The organism is Flavobacterium hydrophilum (genome assembly GCF_003202405.1).
GTDB classification, from domain to species: Bacteria; Bacteroidota; Bacteroidia; order Flavobacteriales; family Flavobacteriaceae; genus Flavobacterium; species Flavobacterium hydrophilum.
The window spans coordinates 93,882-119,563 of record NZ_QJHL01000002.1 but is presented as its reverse complement, the minus strand read 5'-3'; the positions used below and the strand labels follow the sequence as shown (position 1 = coordinate 119,563).

Here is a 25,682-nt window from a genome sequence, read left to right as displayed (position 1 = left end):
TAAAACCTTTGAACCTTTGTAACTCTGAACCTTTAACCTCAATTTGGCACAAATTGAACTAAATGTTGTAATTTTGCAAAAAATATTGAAGATGGTCAAGATTGGCAACATAGAATTACCCGAATTTCCTTTATTACTCGCACCGATGGAAGATGTTAGTGATCCGCCGTTTCGCAGATTATGCAAGACACATGGTGCGGACATGATGTATTCTGAATTTATTTCATCGGAAGGATTGATTCGTGATGCTATAAAAAGCCGCATGAAACTGGATATTTTTGATTACGAACGCCCTGTCGGAATTCAGATTTTTGGTGGGGACGAAGAAGCAATGGCGCTTTCGTCTAAAATTGTTACTACGGTAAAACCTGATTTGGTGGATATCAATTTTGGATGTCCCGTTAAAAAGGTAGTTTGTAAAGGTGCCGGAGCCGGAGTTTTGAAAGATGTCGATTTGATGGTTCGTTTAACCAAAGCGGTTATCAGAAGTACTGATTTGCCTGTTACGGTAAAAACACGTTTGGGCTGGGATGATAACTCCATTAATATTGATGAAGTGGCCGAAAGACTTCAGGATATTGGTGTGCAGGCTTTGACAATTCACGCCAGAACCCGTGCTCAAATGTATAAAGGTCACGCTGACTGGTCGCATATTGCGCGTGTAAAAAACAACCCAAGAATTACAATGCCTATTTTCGGAAACGGCGATATCGACAGTCCGGAAAAAGCTTTACAATATAAAAATGAATACGGAATTGATGGTATCATGATTGGCCGTGCGGCGATTGGTTATCCATGGATTTTTAATGAAATCAAACATTTTTTTAAAACCGGAGAACATTTGCCTGCTCCAACGGTTATTGATCGTGTTGAAGCTGCCAGAAATCATTTGCAATGGTCAATGGACTGGAAAGGCGAGCGCCTTGGAATTGTAGAAATGCGCCGTCATTACACCAACTATTTCAAAGGAATCCATTCATTTAAAGAATTCAAACAAAAACTAGTTACTACTGATGAACCTGAAAATTTATTCGCCATTATGAAAGAAATTGAACAGGTTTATGCCGGATATGAATTTGTTTAAAGCATAAAAAAAGACCTTCGTAACTGAAGGTCTTTTTGTTTCATTAAACTTGTACTCGTTTCCACTTCCCTCTTTTATAGAAAAAGATCCCGGTCAAAGTTATGGCAGTTTCAGCAACCGGAATCGCTATAAAAACTCCGGTTGGTCCCATATTAAAATGTTTTGCCAATACATAAGCAAGCGGAATTTGAAACAACCAAAACCCGAAAAAATTAATTCCGGTTGGTGTCCAGGTATCTCCTGCCCCATTGAAAGTATTGATCAAAACCATTCCGATTCCGTAGAAAATAAATCCGATGCTCATCGTGCGCAATGCTTCAGCAGCAACCGTTTTAACCATTTCATCATTCGTGAAAAAAGAGATAATATAGTTTCCAAAAACTAATGTAATAATCATAATCGTCGCCATAAAAATGACATTGTACTTTGCAGTCGTTAAAACTGATTTTTCTGCACGTTCGATTTGTTTGGCTCCTAAATTTTGCCCGACCAAAGTTGCAGCAGCATTACTCAAGCCCCACGCAGGAAGAATGAAAAACATCATAATTCTAAGTGCCGTCTGATAACCTGCTGAGCCATGATCTCCTCCGGTAGTGGCAACCAACTGTGCTAAGAAAATCCAGCTGCAGGAAGCAATTACAAATTGTAAAATTCCCGGAGCTGCAATTTTTACTAAAGCCTTTATTTGTGTAAAATCCGGAGCAAAATACGAGATTTTGATTTTTAAAATTCCGTTCCCTGAAAATAAATGATAGATCTGATATAAAACCCCAATACTTCTTCCGCATGTTGTGGCTAATGCGGCTCCAACCAATCCAAAAGCAGGAATTGGTCCTAAACCGTTAATTAAAATCGGGCATAAAATAATGTTGCAGATATTCGCAATCCAAAGACTTTTCATGGCGATTGCTGCATTTCCGGCACCACGAAAAATTCCGTTTATCAGGAACAAAAGCATAATACACAAACTGGAGCCAATCATGATTTGGGTAAATCTGAAACCGTGTTCGGCCGATTCTACAGATGATCCCATTAAAATCAAAATATCTTTAGCATAAACAATTCCGAAAATGCTCAGGACGCTATTAACTGCAAAAGCAATAATAATGGCCTGCATTCCTGCTTTTGCAGCAGCGACAGGATCTTTTTCTCCAATTCGCCTTGCCACAACTGCTGTTGCCGCCATACTCATTCCGATAGCCAGTGAATATATAATGGTTAGAACGGATTCTGTTAAGCCCACGGTTTGGATTGCAAAACTGCTTTCTTCCAAATGTCCTACGAAATACAAATCGACCAAAGCGAAAACCGATTCCATCATCATTTCCAAAACCATTGGAATGGCTAACAGGATTACTGCTTTTTTGATGCTTCCGGATGTGTAATCAAATGATTCGTCCCCTTTCAGCGCTTGTTTTAATGTGGTAAAAATTTTAGAAAATAGACTTTTCTTTATAACTGTTTCTGTCATGATATGTTTAGGATAAATAATAAAATAGGTCCGGATTATATTTAATCTGACCTTGAAAAGAAGTAAGTGTAAGTATCCTAATTATTCAAAAAATAAAATAGGATTAGGCAGAAACTATCATATGCTGTAGAATTTTCAGGCGGTAAATATAAGTATTTTTTGGAAAGAAATATTAATCCAACAACTTTTTACTTACACGGCTGCTGGCAATTAAGGAAGCCACAAAACCAAGACTAACAATAGTTGTCATCACAATAAGTACATTTTCTAAAGAAAAAACAACTGGATAGGCCAAAGTTGGCGTAATCATAATCAGTTCGTATTGCTGTTGCAGCAATACTAAAATCATACCCAAAACAAGACCAATTATACCTCCAAAAACACTGAGTAAAGTTCCCTGAAGCAAAAATATTTTTCGAAGATGATTAATTTCAGTTCCTAAATTAAAAAGGGTTTTTAAGTTTCCTTTCTTTTCTAAAATCATCATAATCAAAGCGCCGACCAAATTAAACAGTGCCACAATTATTACGAGTGTAAAAATCAGATAAACCACTATGTTTTCAGTATTGAGCATTTTATATAATGACTCATTAAGTTCGGCTCTGTTTTTTAAGGTAACTTTATTTTTGAAAATCTTTTTCAGTTCAGATTTGATGGATTCTTCATCAGCATTCGGCTTGAATTTTAATTCGATACCCGAAATCTGATTGGTTTTATACATTAATAATTCCTGTACCAAACCTAAATCAGCAAATACATATTTCGAATCCAGTTCTTCGCTGATAGAATAAATTCCAACAGGCAATACATCTGTTTTGTTAAAAGCTTCTGCAGGATTTTCGATTGCTCCTTTTCCCGGTTTTGGAGCAAAGACCTGCAACGGATTTTCAAAATCCAGAATTCCCATCGAAAAATCCTGCGCAATTCCGTATCCAATTACAACCTGATAGCTATCCGGTTTTAACCATTGCCCATTAAAAAGCTTTTTTTTGATATCGTTTACAACAGGATAAAGGCTGTCAACGCCTTTTAAATAAGTAACCTGCTGTTTGTCTTTAAACAAAAACAAAACACGTTCTTCTATAATTTTGGTGTATGAAGCAACTCCTTCTATTTTCTTAATTTGAATTTCCTGATCAGGTGTAACCAAAAATGACTTTCCATAGGTGCTGGTCATTTTTAAATCAGGGTCAATTTCGTTGGTGAATGAAAGACTAAAAACTTTCAATCCGCTAAAAACGGATAAAACCACAAACAAAGCCATGGTGCCAACAATGATTCCCATGCTGGCAATTCGGTTGATAATAGTTATAGCATTGTTTTTACTTCTGCTAAAAATATAACGTTTGGCTATGTAAAGGGGAAAATTCAATTTATGATTTTCTTCTTTTTTCTAAAAGATCACGGTTTTCAATCGGGTTTTCTCTGTTTGACAAAGCGTTGTCAATTTTCTCGATATAATCTAAAGAGTCATCGATAAAAAACACCAGGTTTGGTACACGACGCAATTGCAAACGTACACGCTGAGATAAATCGTGTTTTATTAAAGTTGAATTCGATTTTATTCCTTCTAAAGTTTCTTTTGCTTTTTCTTGTGGAAAAATACTTAAATACACGGTCGCCACAGATAAATCTGTAGTAACACTAACTTTGGATACCGAAATTACTAAATTATTAATTCCGTTTTTTCTCACTTCACCTTGCAAAATATCAACCAAATCTTTTTGGATGACACCGCCTATTTTTTTCTGTCTGTTTGTTTCCATAGTGCAAAAATACTATTTTTAAATTCAATCGTTGCAATTTCATATTCAACAATCAAATGATTTTTATACGATTAATGCTGCTTTGATCAAATTTCTACTATTTGATTCTAAAATTCAATTCTTTTATTTCTGTTTAAAAAAACATTCAAATCATCCGAAATGTTTTTTAGTGATATCAAATCTCAAAAAAACACAGCCTTAAAAAAGAAAATTTTCAAAATTAAAACCTCAAAAAACGAATCTGGTATAAATTATAAAATTCACATTAAAAATAAAATTAGTAAGCATTAAAAGTTGTATTTTGGATTAAAAAAATGAATAATTTTCATCAAAACACTTAAAATGATATTTATTTAATAATTGAATTATGGCGAAATTAGCACCCAGTTTAAATTATAAAGGTTGGGACGAAATGTTTTCTAACAAAGGTGTTCGGGATTCTTACCGTCAGGTTTTTCAAACTCTGCAAAGTTTGAATCATAAAACGCTGACCAGTAAACAAAAACAAGCTTCTGATTTATTCATGAATCAGGGAATTACTTTTACGGTTTACAGTGATGATGAAAATGGGATTGAGCGAATATTTCCGTTTGATATTATTCCGAGAATCATCACACAAGAAGACTGGTTAGAAATAGAATCAGGAATCAAACAGCGTTTACTGGCATTAAATTTATTTTTGGAAGATATTTATAATGAGCAAAACATTATAAAAGACGGAATTATTCCAGCCGGATTAATTGCTTCCTGTCCGCATTATATTCAGGAAGTTCAGGGCATAAAAGTGCCCCACAACATTCATGTGCATATTGCAGGAATCGATTTGATCAGAGGAGCAAAAGGAGAATTCTATGTTTTGGAAGACAATTTGCGATGTCCGAGCGGTGTGAGTTATATGCTGGAAAACCGTGAAATCACCAAACGAATTTTTCCGGATATGCTTTCGTCAAATCATGTGAGTATGGTAAGCAATTATCCTATGATTTTTCACAGTATTCTTGTTTCACTTTCACCCCGGAATGTTTCGAATCCAAATGTTGTTTTGCTGACTCCCGGTGTTTATAACTCTGCTTATTATGAGCATAGTTATCTGGCGCGCCAAATGGGAATTCCGCTTGTTGAAGGTCGGGATTTGGTGGTTAACAATAGTAAAGTGTACATGAAAACGACTTCAGGATTACAACAGGTTGATGTGATTTACAGACGTCTGGATGATGAATATCTGGATCCTTTGGTTTTTAAACCGGACAGCGCGCTTGGTGTTCCTGGTTTGATCAGTGCTTATCGCCAGGGAAATGTGGCATTGGTTAATGCCGTAGGAAATGGAGTCGCAGATGACAAAGCCGTTTACGCGTATGTACCCGATATGATTAAATATTACATGAACGAAGAACCAATTCTGAAAAATGTTCCTACTTATCGAATGGAAAATTTAGACGAACGTGAGCATGTTTTTGCCAACATGGAAAATATGGTTATCAAAGAAACCAACCAAAGTGGCGGGTACGGAATGATAATGGGGAACAAAGCAACTCAGGAAGAAATGGACGAAGCAAAAATTGCGATCACCAACAATCCCCGAAATTTTATTGCACAGCCCATCATTCAACTCAGCACGGTTCCGTGTCTAATTGATGGACAACTTAAATTGCGCCACGTCGATTTAAGGCCTTATGCTTTATGCGGACCGAAAGGAGTTCAGATTGTTCCGGGCGGTTTAACCCGAGTGGCGCTCACAGAAGGTTCTCTGGTTGTAAACTCATCTCAGGGTGGCGGAAGTAAAGATACCTGGATAATTAAATAAATTATAAACATTCAAAAATAAAAGATATGCTTAGTAGAGTTGCTGATGGAATGTTTTGGCTTAACCGATATATGGAAAGAACAGACGGAATGTTACTTACCTTAAACACTTCCTATATTTTATCTTTCGATAAAGAAATTAATGATTCTCAGGGCTACAAACCGCTCTTAGAATATTACACTAATTTGTCTAAGGCCAAAATTCATTCTATACAATATGACACACCTCATGTATTGAAATATATAATTTGTGATAACCAAAATGACAATTCAGTAAAAAACCTAGTGGTAAAAGCTCGCGAAAATGCCAGAGGTTCTCAGGATAAAATTACCAAAGAATTGTGGGAGCATATAAATTCTATGTATCATTTTATGAACTCGCCTGATTTACCAAAAAAACTCGAAACTTCTGATGCTTTAAGCGTAATCACAAAACTCAATAAGGATTTATTGCTCTACAATGGAATCCTGCAAGTTACTATGCCACGCGGTTTAGGCTGGTGTTTTTCGAGCATTGGAAAGCATATTGAAAGATGTCTTCAGACCATATCGATGACTCAGGCTTACTTTGCTCCTATCAATTACAATCTTGAGGGCGAAGAAGATTTGATCTATTGGCGAAGATTATTGTTGTCACTTTCGGGATACGAATTATATCTGAAAAGTTATAGCAATATCTCTCATAATCGAAAAGTCGTCCATCAGGTAATTTTTAATATGGATTTTGCACACTCTGTAATCTACACGCTGGATTTTATTAATACCTATTTGGACTGCTTGTTTAAAAACACTGATTTAAGCGAAGCCCGAACATTAATGAATCAATTTGGACGATTGAAAAGTTACATTGAATTTACAGATTATCAACACCTCACCAATCAGGAATTAGAGGATGTTTTGCGAAATACAAAAAACCAGCTAATTCAGTTTTCGACAGATTTTTCCAAATTATTCTTTTCTTACACCTAACAATATGGCGCTTTTTAAAATAGTTCACCTCACAAAATACCAATATAATTATCCCATAAAAGAAAGCATTAATGAAATCCGTTTGTTTCCTCATCATTTTGAAAACCAGGAAGTATTGCAATATCAGCTTTTAATTACTCATGCACCTAACGTTGATATCTCTCAGGATTATTATGGAAACCGTGTTGGCAATTTTAATGTCTTAGACACTCATACCGAAATGACTATTGAATCCCGAATGCTGGTTAGGGTAAATCATTCGCTCAAAATTCCCAAAATGGATTCCACTTCCGTGAAAGATATCCAGACCGAAAAAGAAAAAAGTATTTTATTATTACGCCTCTGCTACATTGATAAAATCGAAAAACAAGTAGAAATTGAAAGCATATTAGAAAAAATAGGCATAGAAGATAAATCCATAATTGAAATTGCCCAACAGTGCAATACCTATGTTTTTGAAAATTTTAAGTATACCAAAGGAATCACCAATATTGAAACAACAGTTGATGAAATTTTAATGCTCAAAAAAGGGGTTTGTCAGGATTTTGCACATGTTTTACTGCATCTTTTGCGAACAGCCGGTATTCCTTCCAGATATGTAAGCGGTTATATTTGTCCCAACGAAAGCGGACTTCGGGGTGAAGGCGCTACTCATGCCTGGGTAGAAATTTATACCAAAACCCAGGGCTGGCTAGGTTTAGATCCAACCAATAATATCTGGACAATGGACAATCATGTACGTCTTTCGGTAGGAAGAAATTTTAGTGACTGTACTCCAATAAAAGGAACTTTTAAAGGACTTGCCAGACAAACACTTTCTGTTTGTGTTTCTATTGGATACGAAGATGGCAGACAATTTGAAGAAATAAACGATGTGAAACTTCAGGAAGTGTCCTCGAATGTACAAGACCAATTAAATTATATGGATCAACTGCAGCAGCAACAATGATAAATTTCAATGGCAATGGCAAATTTCAACTGGCAAATTTTAATAACAAAAATTTAAAACCAAATCATAAAAAAAGGAGCTTCATTGAGCTCCTTTTTTTATCTGTTTTGTAACCATCCTTCCGGATTATTATTTGATGTGTTTTGAAGAATCAAAAACTTAATTACTGTTTTGCCTGTATCACCACTAGTTCTTACTTTTCCAATACTTTGTTTTACTTTAACTTTATCCCCTTGCTCCACAGATACCGAACTCAGGTTTTGATAAACGGTGAAATAATCTCCATGCTGAATAAATACAGCTCTGTTTACAGGAGACAATGCTATAACTTTTGAAACTACTCCTTCAAACACAGCACGGGCTGTTGCTCCCTGTTCAGTAGTAATCTCTACTCCTGAATTATGAACGGTCAGTGACGGATATACCGGATGTGGCTGATCTCCGTAACCAAGAGATATAAATCCTTTTTCTACTGGCCATGGTAATTTTCCTCTGTTTGCCTTAAAATCAGCTGCTAAAATTTTGTTTTCCGGTGTTAATGCGATTTTATCTGATGAATAACTTTTAGCCGGAGCTGGTTCACTACTTTCAGTGCTTTTACCTTCTGCTATTCGTTTTCGTCTTTCTTCTTCCGCTTTTCTATTTGCTTCAGCAATAGCAGCACGTATCAATTGCTTAATTTTTGCATCAATTGCTTTTGATTCCTTCTGCTTCGCTTTCGTATCAGCAATAATTTTATTCTTGTCTTTTTTAATCGAATTAACCAGCTTTTGTTGTTCTTTCTTTTCAACTTCTAAGCTTTGTTTTTCTTTCTGATTTTCAGCAATGATCTTTTTCTTTACCTGTCGCTGCCCATTTAATTTAGCATTAAAATCAACTAACTCCGCAGTTTTAGACTGAATTTCCAACCCTTGGTTTTTTCTGAAATTGGTATATTGCTTTAAATATTGTGCTCTTTTGTAAGCTTGCAAAAAACTTTCTGAAGATAAAATAAACATAGCCCTGCTTTGTTCAGAACGGCTTTTGTATGATTTAAGGATCATTTTAGAATAATCTTCCTTTAGTACTTTTAATTCTCTTTTAAGCTTATTTACTTTCAACTGATTAATATACATATCATTGCTTAAAAGCCTATCCTGCTTAGCCGTAGTATTGATCAGCTTCTCTTTTAGTCTGATTTTATTGGCTTGGATTAAATACTCATTTACCGCAGACTTCTCCTTTTTTCGAACTGACTGAAGCATTTTTTCGTTGTCTCGGATTTCCTGCTGAATCTGGGCTTTTCGCTCTTCCAGTTTTTCTTGTTGCGAGTCCTGTGCCCACACAAAAGTTGTGGCGCAAATAAAAATTAGGCTTAGGAGAAATTTTGGCATTTTTCTGTTATCTTTTTGCAAATTTACTTAATTATAATTTTTTTATAGCCACTTGGGACACTATATGGAAAAGAAAGTTCTTCATTAAACGAAATTGTATTGTAATTCAAATTAATATCTGTTTTCCCTTTCGGCTGAATCGCATTAATTTCAATACTGGTCGGAAGCGTTCCCTGATTAAAAACTTTATTATCAGAATATTTAATTTCTAACTGTATGTTTTCTGCAGCCTGTGAAATTTGTTCTTTTTGAAGCAGATATTTTTCAGGTTCTAAAAAAAACGTTTTTTTAAGATTGGTTTCTTTTTCATCTTCTAAACGAATCAGGTTTTCTACAATAGTTTGTGTATACTTTCCTTTTCTTAAATCGTCCAAAGCTTCTCCCACTAATAAATTTTGTACTTTATTATAATCCAGTTCGGTTCCAAGCCATTTGCTTAAACTTGTAAAATCACCTTCATAATAACTGCCTTTAATTTTTTCGTAGTAACTTACGGTAGTTGTCGTAATTAACGCCTTTGCCATTGTGATTCCAAGAAAACGAATACTTACTAAAATTTGCTTGTCTTTTTCAATTTTAATTTCAGCCGTTACATTTTGACTTTGCTTTTCATCTTCATACTTTGCACTTGCTTTAATATATAAGGTAGAAAAATCCAATTTGTTTTCGTAATGCTTTTCTACCGTTTTATTGTCAATTTTGGCTGCCGTTTCTGTATTACTATTTTGAACCGCAACAGCTTTTGATTTACACGAAATCATTAAAATTGTTACTAATAGTATTGCTATATATTTTTTCATGTTTACTTTTTTTGTTTTAATAACTCATTTGCTTTCAAAAAGTATTCCTCTTTTTTCTTAGCATCACCCAATCCATTGTACGCCTCTCCTAACTGAATATTAAAATTTGCTTCCATCTTTTTATCATCCACAACATAATCAAGTCCCATTTCTAAAACGGTTTTTGCATTCTTAAATTGCTGCAGTTGATTATTTCCTAATCCTGCATAATAATAAAATTGCGGCTGACTTGGATAAACTTCAATCATAGTCATCGCTCTTTTAGTCATAGGCACAAATTGTTTTGCTTGTGAATACGCTTCAAGCAAAAGCAAATTGGTTTCACGATCTGTATCTGAATTGGCGCTTAAATCTTTTTCATAATATTTAATCGCATTCTCAAATTGGTTTTTACTATGATAAAATTTTCCAATTTCTTTGGCAACATCTACGTTTGGATCGTTATCAAAATAACCAATCGCTTTTTCCAGATCCGGTCCGTATTGCGGATTTTTATTCACGTAAATCAAAAATTCATTCAGTGTTCTGTGCTTAATTTTAGAATCAATTTTTGGATTGGATAAAATAAAATTCATTGATTTTATCGCTTTGTCCGCCTGATTTTGATCTAAATATGCTTTAAACAAACTTAGCTGCGCCCATTCTGAGGTTGGGATTTCCTTTGCCAATTGTTTTGCAATATCCAAAGCTTTATCTGTTTCTGCTGTTTTTGAATATAACAAAATCAGGTTAACATAATTGGATTCTTCTTTAGGGTTTAATTTAATCTGACTGATTAAATTGTCTATTTCGGTATTTTGAAATTTTCCCTGAGATAAAATCTGCTGCTTGTATCTTTCACGATCATCCGATTTTCCGAACTTATCATTCATCTCATTAATTGCCAGAAGTGCTTTTTCAAACTGATTGGTAATCATATATAATGAAATCAAATCGTCTTTATATTCTTCGTCAAATTGAATAATTTTCTGGATCGTTTCAATTGCGAGCGGATAATTTTTGGTTTCAAAACTTACATCGTAAACTCCCAGCCAGTACCATTTATTTTTGGAATCTATCTGAATCGCTTTTTCAAATGCATTCTGAGCATTTTGATACTCCTTTAACTTTAAATAATTTTTCCCTAATTCAAAATAAGCAACGGCATCATTGGATTTTAATTTGATACATTTTTCAAGAGAAACAATTGCTTTGTCATAATTTTCAATTCCTTTCTGTTTTAATGATTCATAAAAAGAGTCCTGATATTCATCAGTAGCTACAGCAATATCTTCGGGTTCTGTTTGTGCCATAACCGAAACTGAATTGCCAAGCAAAACGAAGAATAAAATTACTAAAACCTTCTTTTTCATCATTTACATAATTTCATTTCAAATTACCATTTTTTATTCAAAAACAGAATAATCACCAATACTGATGCTTTTGAATTTCCCATCATAACTCACATGATTTCCAATCATTGCATTATCCAGATCAGCATTTTTTATATGTGAACTGGTCTGAACCAAGCTGTTTTTAATAGTACTGTTTTCAACACGTGTTCCTTTTCCTAAAGAAACATTTGGACCAACAGTTGTATTTTTCAACACTACATTTTCACCAATATAACAAGGCGGAATAATGGTTGAATTTTCTAAAGTCACATTATAATCCACTAAATGTTCTCCATCATTATGTAAAAAACCTAACATTCTTGAATTTGTTTCAACCGTTACATCTTTATTGCCGCAGTCCATCCATTCGTCAACGCTTCCGGTTTTGAAAACTTTTCCATTAGCCATCATTGCCTTAATTCCGTCGTTGATTTGATACTCTCCTCCATTTTGAATATTATTATCCAAAACGCCCTGAAGTTCTTTTTTCAACTCACCAACTTCTTTAAAATAGTAAATTCCGATAACGGCTAAATCACTTACGAACTCTTTTGGTTTTTCTACCAATTCTATAATTTCATTATTACCGTTTAATTTTACTACTCCAAATGCTTCCGGATGATCTACTTGTTTTACCCAAATTACGGAATCTGCTGCTGGATCGAGTTCAAAATCGGCTCTGATTAAAGTATCTGCATAAGCGATTACGGCCGGTCCGGATAAAGAATCCTTGGCGCACATAATTGCATGACCTGTTCCTAATGGTAAATCCTGACGATAAATGGATGCTTTTGCTCCTAAACCCTGAGCTAAATCCTGTAAACTTGCTACAACATCATCTCCGAAAAAAGCCTCATCACCTAAAATAAAGGCAACTTCTTCAATTGGTTCTTTTAATATTTTGGCGATATCTTCAACCAGACGATGTACTATAGATTTTCCTGCAACAGGAATTAATGGTTTTGGAACTGTTAAAGTATGAGGTCTTAGTCTCGATCCGCGACCTGCCATTGGAACGATTATTTTCATTTTTGTATTTATTTTTTATGGGAAGACTTGAAAAATCTCCTTGGTTTGGTTCAAATTTTAAAGGCAAAAGTTAAAGGTTTTTCAATATGCAAACTAAGCTTTATCTACTTATTTAGCATAAACTAAAACAGATAACTGAAAATTATTTCACGCCTGTGCTTCCAAATCCGCCTTCGCCCCTTGAAGTTTCTGATAATTCTTCAACTTCAATCCATTCGGCTCTTTCGTGTTTGGCAATAATTAATTGTGCAATTCGCTCTCCGTTTTCTATTACAAAATCTTCGTTTGATAAATTTACTAAAATCACACCTATTTCACCTCTGTAATCAGCATCAACCGTTCCCGGAGAATTTAAAACTGTTACGCCTTTTTTAGCTGCCAGACCGCTTCTTGGTCTAACCTGTGCTTCGTAACCAATTGGCAACTCAATAAAAAGGCCTGTTTTTACAATGGTTCTTCCTAATGGCTTTAAAGTGATAGCTTCAGTTAAATTGGCACGTAAATCCATACCTGCCGAAGCAATTGTTTCGTAATTTGGTAAATCGTGCTGTGATCTATTGATAATTTGTATTTTCATTTTCAATTTTAAAGGTTAAAAGGCATTACTTTCTATTCATAATTCCTTTGATAGTGTCTTTTTCGTTATGATAAACAAAATAAATGAATGCTAAAAATAACGGTATTCCAACAAAATAATTTTCTCTAAACATATAAAATGAGATAGCCGAAAATACAATTGAAATTCCCAAATAAGCTCCAATTTTATTCATATCATAAGGGATAGGGTAATATTTGTTTCCTAAAATATAAGAAATCAGCATCATGCTTCCGTAAGCAGAAATTGTTGCAATTGCTGAACCGTAATAACTATATTTCGGAATCAATAAATAATTTAAAAGTAATGTTACAATAGCCCCAACAATAGAGATGTAGGCTCCGATTCTTGTTTTGTCTGTCAACTTGTACCAAACTGATAAATTATTATAAATGCCTAAGAAAAAATTGGCCAGAATAATTAATGGAACTACTTTCATAGCTTCCCAATAGGATTTATTATCAAGTAAAAGGAGTTTTAAAATATCTGCAAAAACAATAACTCCTAATAAAATTAGTGATCCTAAAATCACAAAATATTTAGTGATAACGGCATAGGTTTGTGGCGCATTTTCATTTTTGGCGTGACTGAAAAAGAAAGGCTCTATCCCAAGTCTGAAAGCTGTTGCAAACAAAACCATAAACAGGCCCAACTTATAACAGGCAGAATATGCCCCAACTTCTGACTTCGCTAAGTTTTCAGGTAATAAATAACCCAATAAAATTTTATCAAAATGTTCATTAACGGCAAATGCAATTCCGGCAACAAGAATTGGCAAACCATATTTCATCATTTTTTTCCAAAGTACAGGATCAAATCTTCTTCCAAGTGAAAGATAATTTGGCGATAATACAATAAATGTAGCTAAACTCGCCAAAAGATTTGCAATGAAAATATAAGCAATCTGGAAATTTTCGATATATAAATTATCCCAGACAGAGTTTGGATTTTCAGCTGCGAGTTTTGGTAAATACAATAAGAAAAAGATGTTCAACAAAAGATTTATAATTACATTTCCAATTTTTATGGCAGCATAAACCATTGGTCTCTGATTAGCCCTTAATTTAGAAAATGGTACTAACACCAAAGCATCCAAAACCAATATCCATACAGAATATGTAACATATTGCGTATCAACTTCAGCCCAGTTAGCCAAAGTGTTTCTAAAAATTAAAGCAGCGAATAAAAATCCTATTGAAGTCCAAAATACGGATATCGTTGCTGTGGCAATTACATTTTTTTTATCATCTTCAGCGCTGTAGAATCTAAAAAAAGCGGTTTCCATTCCATAAGAAAGTATAACATTAAAGAAAACCATCCATGATAAAACGATTGAAACTTCACCATATTCAGCAGTAGGTAAAATGCCTGTATAAAGTCGCACTAATAAAAAGCTTAGCATTCGGGGTAAAACGGTTGCTAATCCGTAAATAGCGGTTTGTTTAAATAGATTTTTATATAATCCCAAAATATTTTTTGTAATAAGTTTATAAAACAAAAATAACCATTTCTTTGGTTAATATTGTTTTCTTAATTCAATAAAAACGCATTATAAAATTATAATGTCAGTTTATTTTCATCTAATATTTTAACAAAATGAAATCCTTTTGGACCATAACCCTGATTGTAGTAAAAACGGTGTGCGGCAAAATTTCATGTAAAGACATCCAAAACAATAGTACTGCAATCTAAAGCCAAAGCTTTTTGCTCAATGTAATCTGTCAACAATTTCCCTATGCCTTTTGATCTGTGTTTAGGATTTACAACAAAATTATCTATTTCGAGATATTTCCCTGTCCATAATTTTGTTGCAGACCAACACCCGGTAATTCCCAAACAAATTTCATTTTCAAAAACCGCAATTTGTATATAATTGTGAGGCACCATTTGAGAAAGATAAGTTTCATATTTTTCAACCGAAAGATTGGGATAAAGAAATCTCATAGTCTCGATTTGAGTCAGCATCTCAGGGATTTGCGTTAATTCTTGTACTCTTTTTAGTTCCATCGCAATATAAAATAAACACAAAAATACTTAATTTTTTTTGTTGCATTTTATATAATTCAAAAGCAAACATGTGAAATATGTAAATATTTGCAGAAAATTATGTAAGATTTTTTTCTTACAAGCTTCTTAAATTTGCTTCACAGGGATTGAGAAAGCTAAATACAACCCTTATAAAAAAGGAAGCACTGGGACTAATAAAGCTTGTTTGTTCCCATGAAAGACAAAGCACAGGGATTGATTCTGCTGAAATGTAACCCTTAAAAAAACAGAGCACTGGGACTAATAAAGCTAGTTTGTTCCCATAAAAGACAAAGCACTACAGATCTCAATCTGTTATTATTTTATAAAATGGTATTGATTCTCAATTTTTTGGGGAAGTTGAGGATCACCATTTTATAAGTCCTGAAAAAATCAAACAATTATAGTATTTATTAAAGAGCCAACTAATTATTATTGTTGACGCTTTGTTTATTAATATTGGATTAAAAACCTAAACAGTGTTTTTATTCATTTTAATAAAATTTCTAATTATTTTTTAATTTCTCAACTGAGAATTAATTTTTTAAATTTTAAAATCACAACTATTTATAACAACTCTTAATAAGAATTTACACATTATTCCGTGTAATAATTATGTAACAAAGAGACAAACACTACATAACCTAAAGAAATTCAATGTTTTAAATTTATGTAACAAAGTGTAACAAACAAAATTAAAAAATCACTAAATGTGGGTATTGTGGTTTTAATAATATAATTAAATATTTGTAATACTAAAAAAGTAAATATTTTTAGAAAAAAATTGTAAAATAAGGGATTGATACAGCTGATATGTAACCCTTCAAAAAAAACAAAGCAAGGGTTGATAAAGCTACTTTTGTTCCCATAAAAAACAAAGCACAATAGGATTGATACAGCTGATATGTAACCTATTTAAAAAAACAGAGCCAGGAAGATTTAGCTATTTGTACCATAGAAACAAAGCAAGGGATTGATATAGCTAAATATGTAACCCTTTAAAAAACAGAGCATTGGGATAATAAAGCTAATTTGTTCCCATAAAAACAAAGCATAGGGATTGATATAGCTAATATGTAACCCTTTAAAAAACAGAGCATGGGATTGATACAGCTGATGTGTAACCCTTTAAAAAAACAAAGCATGGGATTTATAAAGCTAGTTTGTTCCCACACAAAAACAAAGCAAGGGATTGATACAGCTGATATGTAACCCTTAGAAAAACAGAGCACTGGGATTGATAAAGCTAGTTTGTTCCCATAAAAGACAAAGCAAAGTGGATAATTCCACTAAAATCTTTAAAATGGAACTGATTCTTGGGAAAAGAATTCTCAGGAATCACCATTTTAAAATCTTATTTTAAGAATTATGGGGAATTCTTAAAATAAAAAAAAAGAGCCTATTATACAGGCTCTTTTTTTTTGCATTTATTTTAAAACTATCCATTCAAGGCTTCAGCACCACCAACAATCTCTAAGATCTCGTTCGTAATAGCTGCCTGACGTGCTTTATTATAAGTCAATTTTAATTGGTTTCTTAATTCTGTTGCGTTGTCAGTTGCTTTATGCATTGCTGTCATACGTGCTCCGTGCTCTGAAGCAAATGAATCACGAATACCTTTATACAATTGTGTTTTCAATGATTTAGGAATCAAAGTCAATACAATTTCTTCTTTTGAAGGTTCGAAAATGTAATCTCCAGCAGAAACTGATTTGTCAGATTTAATTGGAGCTAAAGGCAAAAACTGCTCAACCTGAACAATTTGAGTTGCAGCATTTTTAAACTGATTGTAAACCAATTCGATTCTGTCGTATTCTCCGGATACGAATTTTTCAGTTAAATTATCTGCAATATTAGCAACATTATCGAAAGTCAAATGATCAAAAATTCCATTATGATGACCGTGAACTTTATGCGTTTTTGCTAAAACATCATTTCCTTTTTTCCCAATAGGAAAAACATCAACTTGTTTACCGGCGTAAAATTCAGTACGATTTTTTATTTCTTTAATTACATTCGTATTAAATGCACCACATAAACCTCTGTTTGAAGTTATCGCTACAAGCAATACTTTTTTTACTTCACGTTGAGTTGTATAATCTCCTCCAACTTCGCCCTCTAATGTAGCAGAAAGATTTTGAAGCAACTCTGTTAATTTCTCGGCATAAGGGCGCATTGCAGTGATTGCATCTTGTGCTTTCTTAAGCTTTGCAGCAGAAACCATTTTCATTGCCGATGTAATCTGCATCGTCGATGAAACGGAAGTAATTCTATTACGGATTTCCTTTAAATTTGCCATTTTTTCTAATTAGAAAATTTGATAATTAGTCAATTAGATAATTAGAAAATGTCCCTGGACATCTCTAATTATCTAATTATCTAATTGTCTTATTAGTTATATTTCGCTGAAATTTCTTTTGCTGCTTTTTCAATAACATCTGTAATGTTATCATCTAACTTACCAGCTTTCAATGCGTTAAGCGTATCTTTATGTTTGCTGTTTAAGTAAGCTAAGAAATCAGCTTCAAATTCTTTTACTTTATTTACAGGAACGTTTCTTAATAAGTTTTTAGAACCTGCGTAGATAATAGCTACTTGGTTTTCTACCGTATAAGGATCATTTAAACCTTGTTTTAAGATTTCAACGTTTCTTTTTCCTTTTTCAATTACGTTTAAAGTAACAGAATCCAAATCAGAACCAAATTTAGCGAAAGCTTCTAATTCACGGAATTGAGCCTGGTCTAATTTTAAAGTTCCAGAAACTTTTTTCATTGATTTAATTTGAGCATTACCTCCAACACGAGATACAGAGATACCTACGTTGATAGCAGGGCGAACTCCAGAGTTAAACAAATCTCCATCAAGGAAAATCTGACCATCTGTAATCGAAATTACGTTTGTTGGGATATATGCAGAAACGTCACCAGCCTGAGTTTCGATAATTGGCAATGCAGTTAATGAACCGCCACCTTTTACGATAGACTTGATAGAATCTGGTAAATCGTTCATGTTTTTAGCAATTCCGTCATCAGCAATTACTTTACAAGCACGCTCTAATAAACGAGAGTGTAAGTAGAAAACGTCTCCAGGATATGCCTCACGTCCCGGTGGTCTTCTTAATAAAAGCGAAACCTCACGGTAAGCAACAGCTTGTTTAGACAAATCATCATAGACAATTAAAGCTGGACGACCTGAATCTCTAAAGTATTCTCCAATTGCAGCACCTGCGAAAGGAGCATAAACTTGCATTGGAGCCGGGTCAGAAGCATTAGCTGCAACAATAACTGTATAAGCCATTGCCCCTTTTTCTTCTAACATTTTAGCGATTCCTGCTACAGTTGAAGCTTTTTGCCCAATTGCAACATATATACAAAATACAGGTTTTCCTGCATCGTAAAATTCTTTTTGATTTAAGATAGTATCCAAACAAACAGTTGATTTACCTGTCTGACGGTCACCAATTACAAGCTCACGTTGTCCACGACCAACCGGGATCATAGCATCTACTGCTTTTACTCCTGTTTGTAATGGTTCAGTAACTGGCTGACGGAAGATAACTCCAGGAGCTTTTCTTTCTAAAGGCATTTCGTATAAGTCTCCACCGATTGGTCCTTTTCCATCAATTGGAAAACCAAGAGTGTTTACTACACGTCCTACCATTTGCTCACCTACTTTAAGAGAAGCAATACGTTGAGTTCTTTTTGCTGTTGATCCTTCTTTTATACCAGTTGATGGTCCTAAAAGTACCACACCTACATTATCTTCTTCAAGGTTCAATACAATAGCTTCAAGTCCGTTATCAAATTCAACTAACTCACCATATTGTACATTTGATAACCCGTAAATACGAGCAATACCATCTCCAACCTGAAGTACTGTTCCTACTTCCTCTAGCGTAGCACCAGATTCAAAACCTTCTACTTGCTTTCTTAATATTGCTGAAATTTCAGCAGGTTTGATTTCCGCCATCTTAATTTATAATTTAGACACTTTTTGTGTTATAAAAACTAATTACTTAACTCTCTCTTTAATACTTGTAACCTGTTTGCAACTGAAGCGTTGTATTGCTGATCACCTATTCTTAAAATAAATCCTCCAATAATCGATGGATCTACTATATTCTCAATTGTTATTTTTTTATCTGACAAAGTTGCAATTTTAGCTAAAACTTTAGCTTCTAAAGCAGCGTCCATTGGGATTGCTGTCGTAACTTTTGCTACTTCTATTCCGTTGCCTTCATCAAATACTTTGCTGTATTCTACTGCAATTGCTTCTAAAATTTCAAATCTTTTGTTTTCGAATAATAAATGAAACAAACCTTTAGTTACACCATTTACATTTGCAAAAACTTCTAAAAGAGCACTTTCTTTAACTTCTACCCTTGTAGTTGGGTTTTGAATAAAGTCACTCAATTCTGAATTTGTATCAATCGTAGAAGCGATTAATTTCATATCGTTATTAACAACTTCGGCAACACCTTTAGAGTTTGCTAAGTCCAGAATTGCTTTTGCATAACGAATTGCTGCTCTTGTACTTGCCATGATCTTAGTTTAGCTTTACGTCACCTAACATTTTCTCTACTAATTTAGTTTGAGATTCTTTGTTAGATAATTCTTCTTTCAATAATTTTTCAGCGATGCTTAATGATAAAGTTGAAACCTGAGATTTCAATTCAGCCATAGCAGCATTTTTTTCACTTTCGATAGCCGCTTTTGCCTGCTCAATCATTTTTTGACCTTGTGCTTGTGCTTCGTTTTTAGAATCAGCAATCATTTGCTCTTTCATTTCACGAGCTTCTTTCAACATCGCGTCACGTTCTGCACGAGCTTCGTTCAAAATTCTTTGATTGTCAGCCTGCAAATTTTGCATTTCCTGTCTTGCGTTTTCAGCAGAAAGCAATGCATCTTTAATCCCTTGTTCTCTGTCATTTACTGCATCAAGAATTGGTTTCCATGCGAATTTTTTCAACAAAAGAATTAATCCAACAAATATTAGTATTTGCCAGAAGAATAAACCGAACTCAAACTGATATATTAACTTATCCATTATATATGATTATAAATTTTAAATTATGTCTTTTTAATTGCACTAAGCAATTTCAATGTTTAAATTTTAAAACAATAGTTACAACCAACCGTTGCAACTATTGTTTTTTTGTATTTTAATTAAGCAGCGAATAATGCAGCGAAACCAATACCTTCAATAAGTGCAGCAGCGATAAGCATAGCTGTTTGGATTTTTCCAGAAGCTTCTGGCTGACGAGCGATAGCGTCCATTGCCGAACCACCGATTCTACCAATTCCTAATGCTGCTCCGATTACGATTAATCCTGCTCCAACGATATTTGGAATTTCCATAATATATAAATTAAAAATTAAACATTCTTCTTAAATAGTCTAAAGTTTCAAAGTCTTAAAGTTCTAAAGTAACAATATTAAACTTTCAGACTTTTCATATTGACTTTCGACTTAATGGTGAGCTCCTTCTTCGTGATGGTGCTCTTCTACTGCTGAACCGAAATAAAGTGCAGACAGCATGGTAAAAATATAGGCTTGTAAAAATGCTACCAGAATTTCAAGTATAGAAAGTACAAATGATAATCCAAAAGATAAACTGCTTCCAATCCAGCTTTTAAAGATAAACATTAATCCGATGATACTCATTAAAACTATGTGACCTGCAAAGATATTCGCATACAAACGAATCATTAATGAAAACGGTTTGATAAAAACTCCCAACAATTCAATTGGAGCTAAAATAATTCTCATTGGTTTTGGCACACCCGGCATCCAGAAAATGTGACCCCAGTAATTTTTATTTGCAGTAAGATTTGTAATTAAGAAAGTAAGGATTGCTAAAGAAAATGTAATTGTTAAGTTACCAGTAGCATTAATCCCTAGTGGAGTTAATCCAAAAATATTTAAAAACAATACGAAGAAAAAGATTGTCAATAAATAGCTCATATATTTTTTATAGTGTTTCTCTCCAATATTTGGAATAGCAACTTCATCACGAATGTAAACTACTAAAGGTTCGAAAATTCTTCCTGCCCCTGAAGCAATTCCTCCATTTTTAGCATATGATTTTGCTAAGCTTGAAAATAACCAGAACATTAATAATGCCGCTGCAAAAATAGAAACTACAGTTTTAGTAATAGAAAAGTCTAAAGGACGAACATTTGTTGGGTGACCTGATTTTTCATCTTCAGTAATTTCTCCGGTAGCATCTGTTCTGTATATTTTACCATCATGATGATTAATCGCGTAGAAATTTCCATTTGATTCTGCCACAGCATGACCATGATTGAATTTTGAAGAAGAAAAAATATGCAATCCATTATCCCATATAATAACAGGTAATGGAAAACCATAATACTTTCCAGTTTCATCATCCTGAGTCAAAGTAAAATCATGAGAATCTAAAACGTGGTGACCAATAAAAGCCTTAATTTTAGATTTTACATCTGTTGGTTCTGCATGACCACCTTCATGATGACCTTCCGAAACAGCTTTGTGAGCTACTTCAGTTTGAACATGTGCAGCGTCTTTTTCTGAATTTGCAAAACTCATTGCCGGAAGACACGCTACTAAAGCTACAAGAATAAATCTGAGTGGTTTGTTTGAAATCACCATATCTGTTGAAAATCTTATTATTTACGTTTCTAAAATTTGGTGCAAAGGTACATTTTTTATTAATATTCAAAAGGATATGAAAAATTATTTTTGAACCTATTTTTACAGAATCCCTATTTTAAGGCTTTTCATTTAATAATCGGACAGTTATAAGCGTCTCAAATAACAAAAACAAAATAAATGTTATAAAAAAATTAGTTTTTTCAACAGACATGTTATGAATCTTATCATTTAAAATCGGCCTCAAAACTAAATAACAAAAAAACATTTGAATCAAAGTGCCCATCATGAACATCATTCCAATACTGTCAAAATTTTTGATGGTAAACTTTAATAGCACAATAAAAAATACTGAACTAAATGAAAAAAAAATCAAATACAAAGATTCTAAACTATAATGAAAATTTTGATTTGGGATATCAAAAAATATAAAAACAGCTTTGTGCAGAATATATGATGCTAAAGCAAAAAAGAATAAGTGTAAAATGGGCTTGTAATTTTTTAAAAGCATTTTGAAATAATTTTATGCAAAGATGCAACATTTATTTAAAGTCCTTTTAAAAGTAAATTTACTTTGTTTTATTGATTTCGTTTACCTGGCGAATAACATTATATAATGCAAGACCAACACCAACCATCACTAATACCTTATTATAGTAAACTTTTGGGCTTGGATGATTTTCATCTAACCAGGTTCCTAAATAAGAAAACAAGAAAATAATAACGCCCATCTGAATGGAAATATTAATAAGGGCAATCCACTTATTCCGCTGGTTCTTGTTTGGCTCTTTTTCCATCTTTTAGAGTTACTTCTTTGGTGTTTGTAAGCATTGTACAAGTTGCTGTAAACTCAGCTCCAGGTTCTATAGAAAGTTTTCCAACAGCCACTTCTCCATGTATATGTGCAGTGGCTTTTATATTAAGGACTTCTAAAACTTTTAGTTTTCCCTGAAATTCTCCTTCAATATCTGCATTGTGGCAAATAATTTCTCCTTTTATAACACCTGATGGACCAATGACTAATTTTCCCTGTGAAGTAAAATTTCCGATCAGCTCCCCATCCAGTCTAAAATCAGCTTTAGAAACTATATCACCTATAATAGAAGTTCCTTCAACAATTCTGTTGGTTTTTCCTAAAAGTTCTGTCCCGCTTTTTTTTGCTTTTTCAAACATGATTATGGAGTTTTTGGCGCTAAATAAGTTTGAAGGTTTTTCTTCATCTGAACTATTTTATAATTTTCACTTGAAATAATAATAAAAGGATGTGAGATTTTATATTTTTCATCATCTCTTAAAACTCCTGCAACATCTCTCGCATAAGCTTCAGATTTGATACCGTGAATTGCAAAAAAGCTTTCAGTTCTATTATATTTATCAAAAGAAGTGGTTAATCTTTCAAAATTCTCAATTAGTAAAAAAACCTTTATAGCTTCTTCAATTTTTTTTGCTGTTTTAGTATCGTTTTTACCAACTAAATATAAAATTTTCCAGCTTTTCGCATCAACTGTATTAAAATCAAGTTTTTCAAGAGTTGGGATTTGCTTTTCTAAAAGTTCACGTGCAGTTTTACCTTCTTCACTATTTGGATAATTATCTGCAACTTCTTCCATACTTTTTTTATAGGCTGTCAAACCATTGACTTTTCCTAACGTATTGGCTTTTAACAACTCAAATTTTGAAACAATCTCATCTCCTGAATATTGATTTATCAGGTTGTCTATATTATCCAGTACAACATCAAACTGTTCTTCCTGAAATAATTTATACCATTTTTCATATTCTTTTTCAGGTGATAAATTTGATCCGTTTTCAGGATTTGTGTTGTTTAAAATTTGAGCATATCTCGAATTTGGGTAATTAGCAGTAATGTCCGATTTTATTCTTTCGGCTCTTGCAGGATTAGTAATTTGATACATTTTATACAAATTATACATCGATGGCAGAATCCATTTCTCTTCCGGATTATTCAGAAGCAATTGTTCAAATTTACCACTTGCCAAATCATATTCCTTAAACTTCTCCTTGTAAATCAACCCTAACTGGTAGTAAGCAAAATTGCGTTCTTTACCAATACTATCCATTGCGATCTGAGTTGTTGGAAGTTGTTTTTCGTAAAATTCTGTTGTATACTTTTCGATAACAATTTCCTCTTTCAAAGCATCTATTGAATCCTGTTTCATATTTAATTCATCCGTCAAAGCTGCATTAGCATTTGACTTTGAAGCAGATAATCTCCAGTTGCCCGATAATGCTCTGTTGCCCCACATTTTTTTGAACTGTACTTTACCGTAAGCAACTGTTGACGGGTTGTAGAAATAGAAAACGCTTGCAGCATCATTTCCGGCAGGTGGATTGAATCCTCCCGGCATGCCAAGAGGTGGATTATTTCCTGTTGACTGAGGATTTACGACCTCTGGTGCACTATTTGAATTGGTATTTTGTTCGATATTCGCTAATCGTTCTTTCTCTTTTTCTTCTAAGATTCGTTTCGCTTCGTCCTTCTTTTTTAATTCTGCAATATAATTTTCGAAATAGGTTTTTCTTTCAGTTTCAGGTAAAGATTTGACTTTAATAATACTGTCGTTGCGTTTTGCAATTCCTTCATATTTGATAACATTATCCAGATTTTTTCGATTTTTTTCTATAAAAGCAAATTCTCTGGTTTTAGGATTTAGTTTTATTAATGTACTGTCATAATATTTTGCAGCCATTGTATAATCTGTATTCTTAAAATACATGTTGCCTATGTTTCTGTAAGTCGAAGCTACCAAATAGGAATCTTTAGATTTTCTTGCTAAGGATTTATTGTAAAATTCAAGTGCATTTTCCTGTTCTTTGTATTTATCGAAGAAAACTCCCATTTCAAAAAAAAGAATATCATAATAAGGTCTGTTCTCACGATCATTAACTAACTTATTATAAGTCTTTAAAAACAGGGTATCATTACCATTTTCATAATCATACATTTGTGCTTTTTTAGCATACGCCTGCATCATATATTTTCGATCGGCTTTACGATTCATGTCGATTACGGCATCATAAAAATAAGCCGCACTGTCTTTTTTACCTGCTTCCTGATACATTTGTCCTAAAATGAAACGATACCGCGCTTTGTCTTCGTTTATTTTGGAAAATTTTTCAGCAATTTTCAGTCTTGTAACAGCACTGTCCTTTTCTTCCAAATTTAAAAATGCTTCTGCTAATAAGGCATTTGCATCTGAAAATGTTTGCTTTTTTAAATCGGTGTTTTTTAATAAAAGCTTAATGTTTTTTATTACAATTGCGTCGTTTCCTAAACGCATATTGGTTTTTTCACGCCAAATTTTAGCGGTATAAATATTGCTGCTGTTAGGATACTTGTATAAAATATAATTGAATGCCTCTAATGCCGGAATGAAACGCTGGTCATAATATCTTGCTTTTCCAAGCATTAAATAAGCTTCGTCAACCTGGGTGTTTTTCTCTCTTCCGCCAATATTCATTGAATGCTTCTGAATCGCTTTTGTTGCTTTGGTTTCTGCTAATTCAAAATCAGGGTTTTTGGTTTTCTCTTTGTCAGAAACACTTTCGTCAATCTGCATTTTTTCAATTGGCAGCATTTCCCAAAAATTATCCTGATCATTACCTTTTATCGTAGCCAGACCTTTATCTAAAGCAATTCCGCCATTGTACAAAATGTTATACTTTGTACTTAGCGCATGTGAATTTCTAGCCAAAAATGTGTCCCTTTTGGTAGAACAAGCTATCAAAAAAAATAAAAAAACAAATGGAAAACCGTATTTCAGCGTATTCTTTTTCAATAGAAAAGAGTTT

Annotated in this window: 22 protein-coding genes and 1 pseudogene; 4 read left to right on the top strand and 19 right to left on the bottom strand. The window is 33.4% G+C overall.

What is annotated here, in order from left to right; genetic code table 11:
- Positions 1–91: 91 nt before the first annotated feature.
- The gene (gene dusB, locus DMB68_RS09655; protein WP_110346486.1) at positions 92–1,084 is read left to right on the top strand and encodes a tRNA dihydrouridine synthase DusB; all 993 of its coding nucleotides are present in this window, start codon (positions 92–94) and stop codon (positions 1,082–1,084) included.
- Positions 1,085–1,127: 43 nt separating this feature from the next.
- Here dusB and DMB68_RS09650 read toward each other — a convergent pair whose 3' ends face one another.
- The 3 genes from DMB68_RS09650 to rbfA form a co-directional block, all read right to left on the bottom strand.
- Positions 1,128–2,555 (bottom strand): MATE family efflux transporter, encoded by a 1,428-nt coding sequence (locus DMB68_RS09650; protein ID WP_110346485.1) that lies wholly within the window; start codon positions 2,553–2,555, stop codon positions 1,128–1,130.
- 172 nt (positions 2,556–2,727) lie between these two features.
- Complete coding sequence (locus tag DMB68_RS09645; protein ID WP_110346484.1) at positions 2,728–3,927, bottom strand: ABC transporter permease; 1,200 nt, start codon at positions 3,925–3,927, stop codon at positions 2,728–2,730.
- A 1-nt stretch (position 3,928) separates the two neighbouring features.
- Positions 3,929–4,321, bottom strand: a complete 393-nt coding sequence (gene rbfA, locus DMB68_RS09640; protein WP_110346483.1) for a 30S ribosome-binding factor RbfA — start codon at positions 4,319–4,321, stop codon at positions 3,929–3,931.
- Positions 4,322–4,688: 367 nt separating this feature from the next.
- Here rbfA and DMB68_RS09635 point away from each other — a divergent pair, with 367 nt between their 5' ends.
- The 3 genes from DMB68_RS09635 to DMB68_RS09625 are packed head-to-tail and all read left to right on the top strand — an operon-like array spanning position 4,689 to position 8,042.
- Entirely contained in the window at positions 4,689–6,125 is a 1,437-nt protein-coding gene (locus tag DMB68_RS09635; RefSeq protein ID WP_110346482.1) for a circularly permuted type 2 ATP-grasp protein, read from the top strand.
- Between the two features lie 26 nt (positions 6,126–6,151).
- The gene (locus tag DMB68_RS09630; protein WP_110346481.1) at positions 6,152–7,093 is read left to right on the top strand and encodes an alpha-E domain-containing protein; all 942 of its coding nucleotides are present in this window, start codon (positions 6,152–6,154) and stop codon (positions 7,091–7,093) included.
- A gap of 4 nt (positions 7,094–7,097) precedes the next feature.
- Positions 7,098–8,042 (top strand): transglutaminase family protein, encoded by a 945-nt coding sequence (locus tag DMB68_RS09625; RefSeq protein ID WP_110346480.1) that lies wholly within the window; start codon positions 7,098–7,100, stop codon positions 8,040–8,042.
- Between the two features lie 98 nt (positions 8,043–8,140).
- On the opposite strand, the gene DMB68_RS09620 is transcribed toward DMB68_RS09625, so the two are convergent.
- The 16 genes and pseudogenes from DMB68_RS09620 to porW all read right to left on the bottom strand — a co-directional run bounded on the left by DMB68_RS09620 (position 8,141) and on the right by porW (position 25,669).
- Positions 8,141–9,415, bottom strand: coding sequence for a murein hydrolase activator EnvC family protein (locus DMB68_RS09620; protein ID WP_110346479.1), 1,275 nt, complete (start codon positions 9,413–9,415; stop codon positions 8,141–8,143).
- A gap of 23 nt (positions 9,416–9,438) precedes the next feature.
- Positions 9,439–10,215, bottom strand: coding sequence for a DUF4292 domain-containing protein (locus DMB68_RS09615; protein WP_110346478.1), 777 nt, complete (start codon positions 10,213–10,215; stop codon positions 9,439–9,441).
- Between the two features lie 2 nt (positions 10,216–10,217).
- Positions 10,218–11,567 (bottom strand): tetratricopeptide repeat protein, encoded by a 1,350-nt coding sequence (locus DMB68_RS09610; RefSeq protein WP_110346477.1) that lies wholly within the window; start codon positions 11,565–11,567, stop codon positions 10,218–10,220.
- Positions 11,568–11,600: 33 nt separating this feature from the next.
- Entirely contained in the window at positions 11,601–12,617 is a 1,017-nt protein-coding gene (locus DMB68_RS09605; protein WP_110346476.1) for a sugar phosphate nucleotidyltransferase, read from the bottom strand.
- Positions 12,618–12,759: 142 nt separating this feature from the next.
- A complete protein-coding gene (dut, locus tag DMB68_RS09600; RefSeq protein WP_110346475.1) occupies positions 12,760–13,194 on the bottom strand; it encodes a dUTP diphosphatase in 435 nt (144 codons plus the stop codon).
- A gap of 25 nt (positions 13,195–13,219) precedes the next feature.
- Entirely contained in the window at positions 13,220–14,680 is a 1,461-nt protein-coding gene (locus DMB68_RS09595; protein WP_110346474.1) for a lipopolysaccharide biosynthesis protein, read from the bottom strand.
- Positions 14,681–14,769: 89 nt separating this feature from the next.
- Positions 14,770–15,219, bottom strand: a pseudogene (locus tag DMB68_RS09590) (GNAT family N-acetyltransferase).
- 1,456 nt (positions 15,220–16,675) lie between these two features.
- On the bottom strand, positions 16,676–17,536 hold the full coding sequence (gene atpG, locus DMB68_RS09585; protein ID WP_110346473.1) for an ATP synthase F1 subunit gamma: 861 nt from the start codon (positions 17,534–17,536) through the stop codon (positions 16,676–16,678).
- Between the two features lie 92 nt (positions 17,537–17,628).
- Positions 17,629–19,206 (bottom strand): F0F1 ATP synthase subunit alpha, encoded by a 1,578-nt coding sequence (gene atpA / locus DMB68_RS09580; protein ID WP_110346472.1) that lies wholly within the window; start codon positions 19,204–19,206, stop codon positions 17,629–17,631.
- A 38-nt stretch (positions 19,207–19,244) separates the two neighbouring features.
- Entirely contained in the window at positions 19,245–19,778 is a 534-nt protein-coding gene (atpH, locus tag DMB68_RS09575; RefSeq protein WP_110346471.1) for an ATP synthase F1 subunit delta, read from the bottom strand.
- Between the two features lie 4 nt (positions 19,779–19,782).
- Positions 19,783–20,283, bottom strand: coding sequence for a F0F1 ATP synthase subunit B (locus tag DMB68_RS09570; protein ID WP_110346470.1), 501 nt, complete (start codon positions 20,281–20,283; stop codon positions 19,783–19,785).
- A 119-nt stretch (positions 20,284–20,402) separates the two neighbouring features.
- Complete coding sequence (gene atpE, locus DMB68_RS09565) at positions 20,403–20,594, bottom strand: ATP synthase F0 subunit C (protein WP_163396160.1); 192 nt, start codon at positions 20,592–20,594, stop codon at positions 20,403–20,405.
- Between the two features lie 111 nt (positions 20,595–20,705).
- Positions 20,706–21,869, bottom strand: coding sequence for a F0F1 ATP synthase subunit A (atpB, locus tag DMB68_RS09560; protein ID WP_110346469.1), 1,164 nt, complete (start codon positions 21,867–21,869; stop codon positions 20,706–20,708).
- Positions 21,870–22,438: 569 nt separating this feature from the next.
- Complete coding sequence (locus DMB68_RS09550) at positions 22,439–22,666, bottom strand: AtpZ/AtpI family protein (RefSeq protein ID WP_110346467.1); 228 nt, start codon at positions 22,664–22,666, stop codon at positions 22,439–22,441.
- Entirely contained in the window at positions 22,632–23,042 is a 411-nt protein-coding gene (locus DMB68_RS09545; protein WP_110346466.1) for a bactofilin family protein, read from the bottom strand. Before DMB68_RS09545 ends, DMB68_RS09550 begins: the two co-directional genes overlap by 35 nt.
- 2 nt (positions 23,043–23,044) lie before the next feature.
- Positions 23,045–25,669 (bottom strand): type IX secretion system periplasmic lipoprotein PorW/SprE, encoded by a 2,625-nt coding sequence (gene porW / locus DMB68_RS09540; protein WP_110346465.1) that lies wholly within the window; start codon positions 25,667–25,669, stop codon positions 23,045–23,047.
- Positions 25,670–25,682 lie beyond the last annotated feature (13 nt).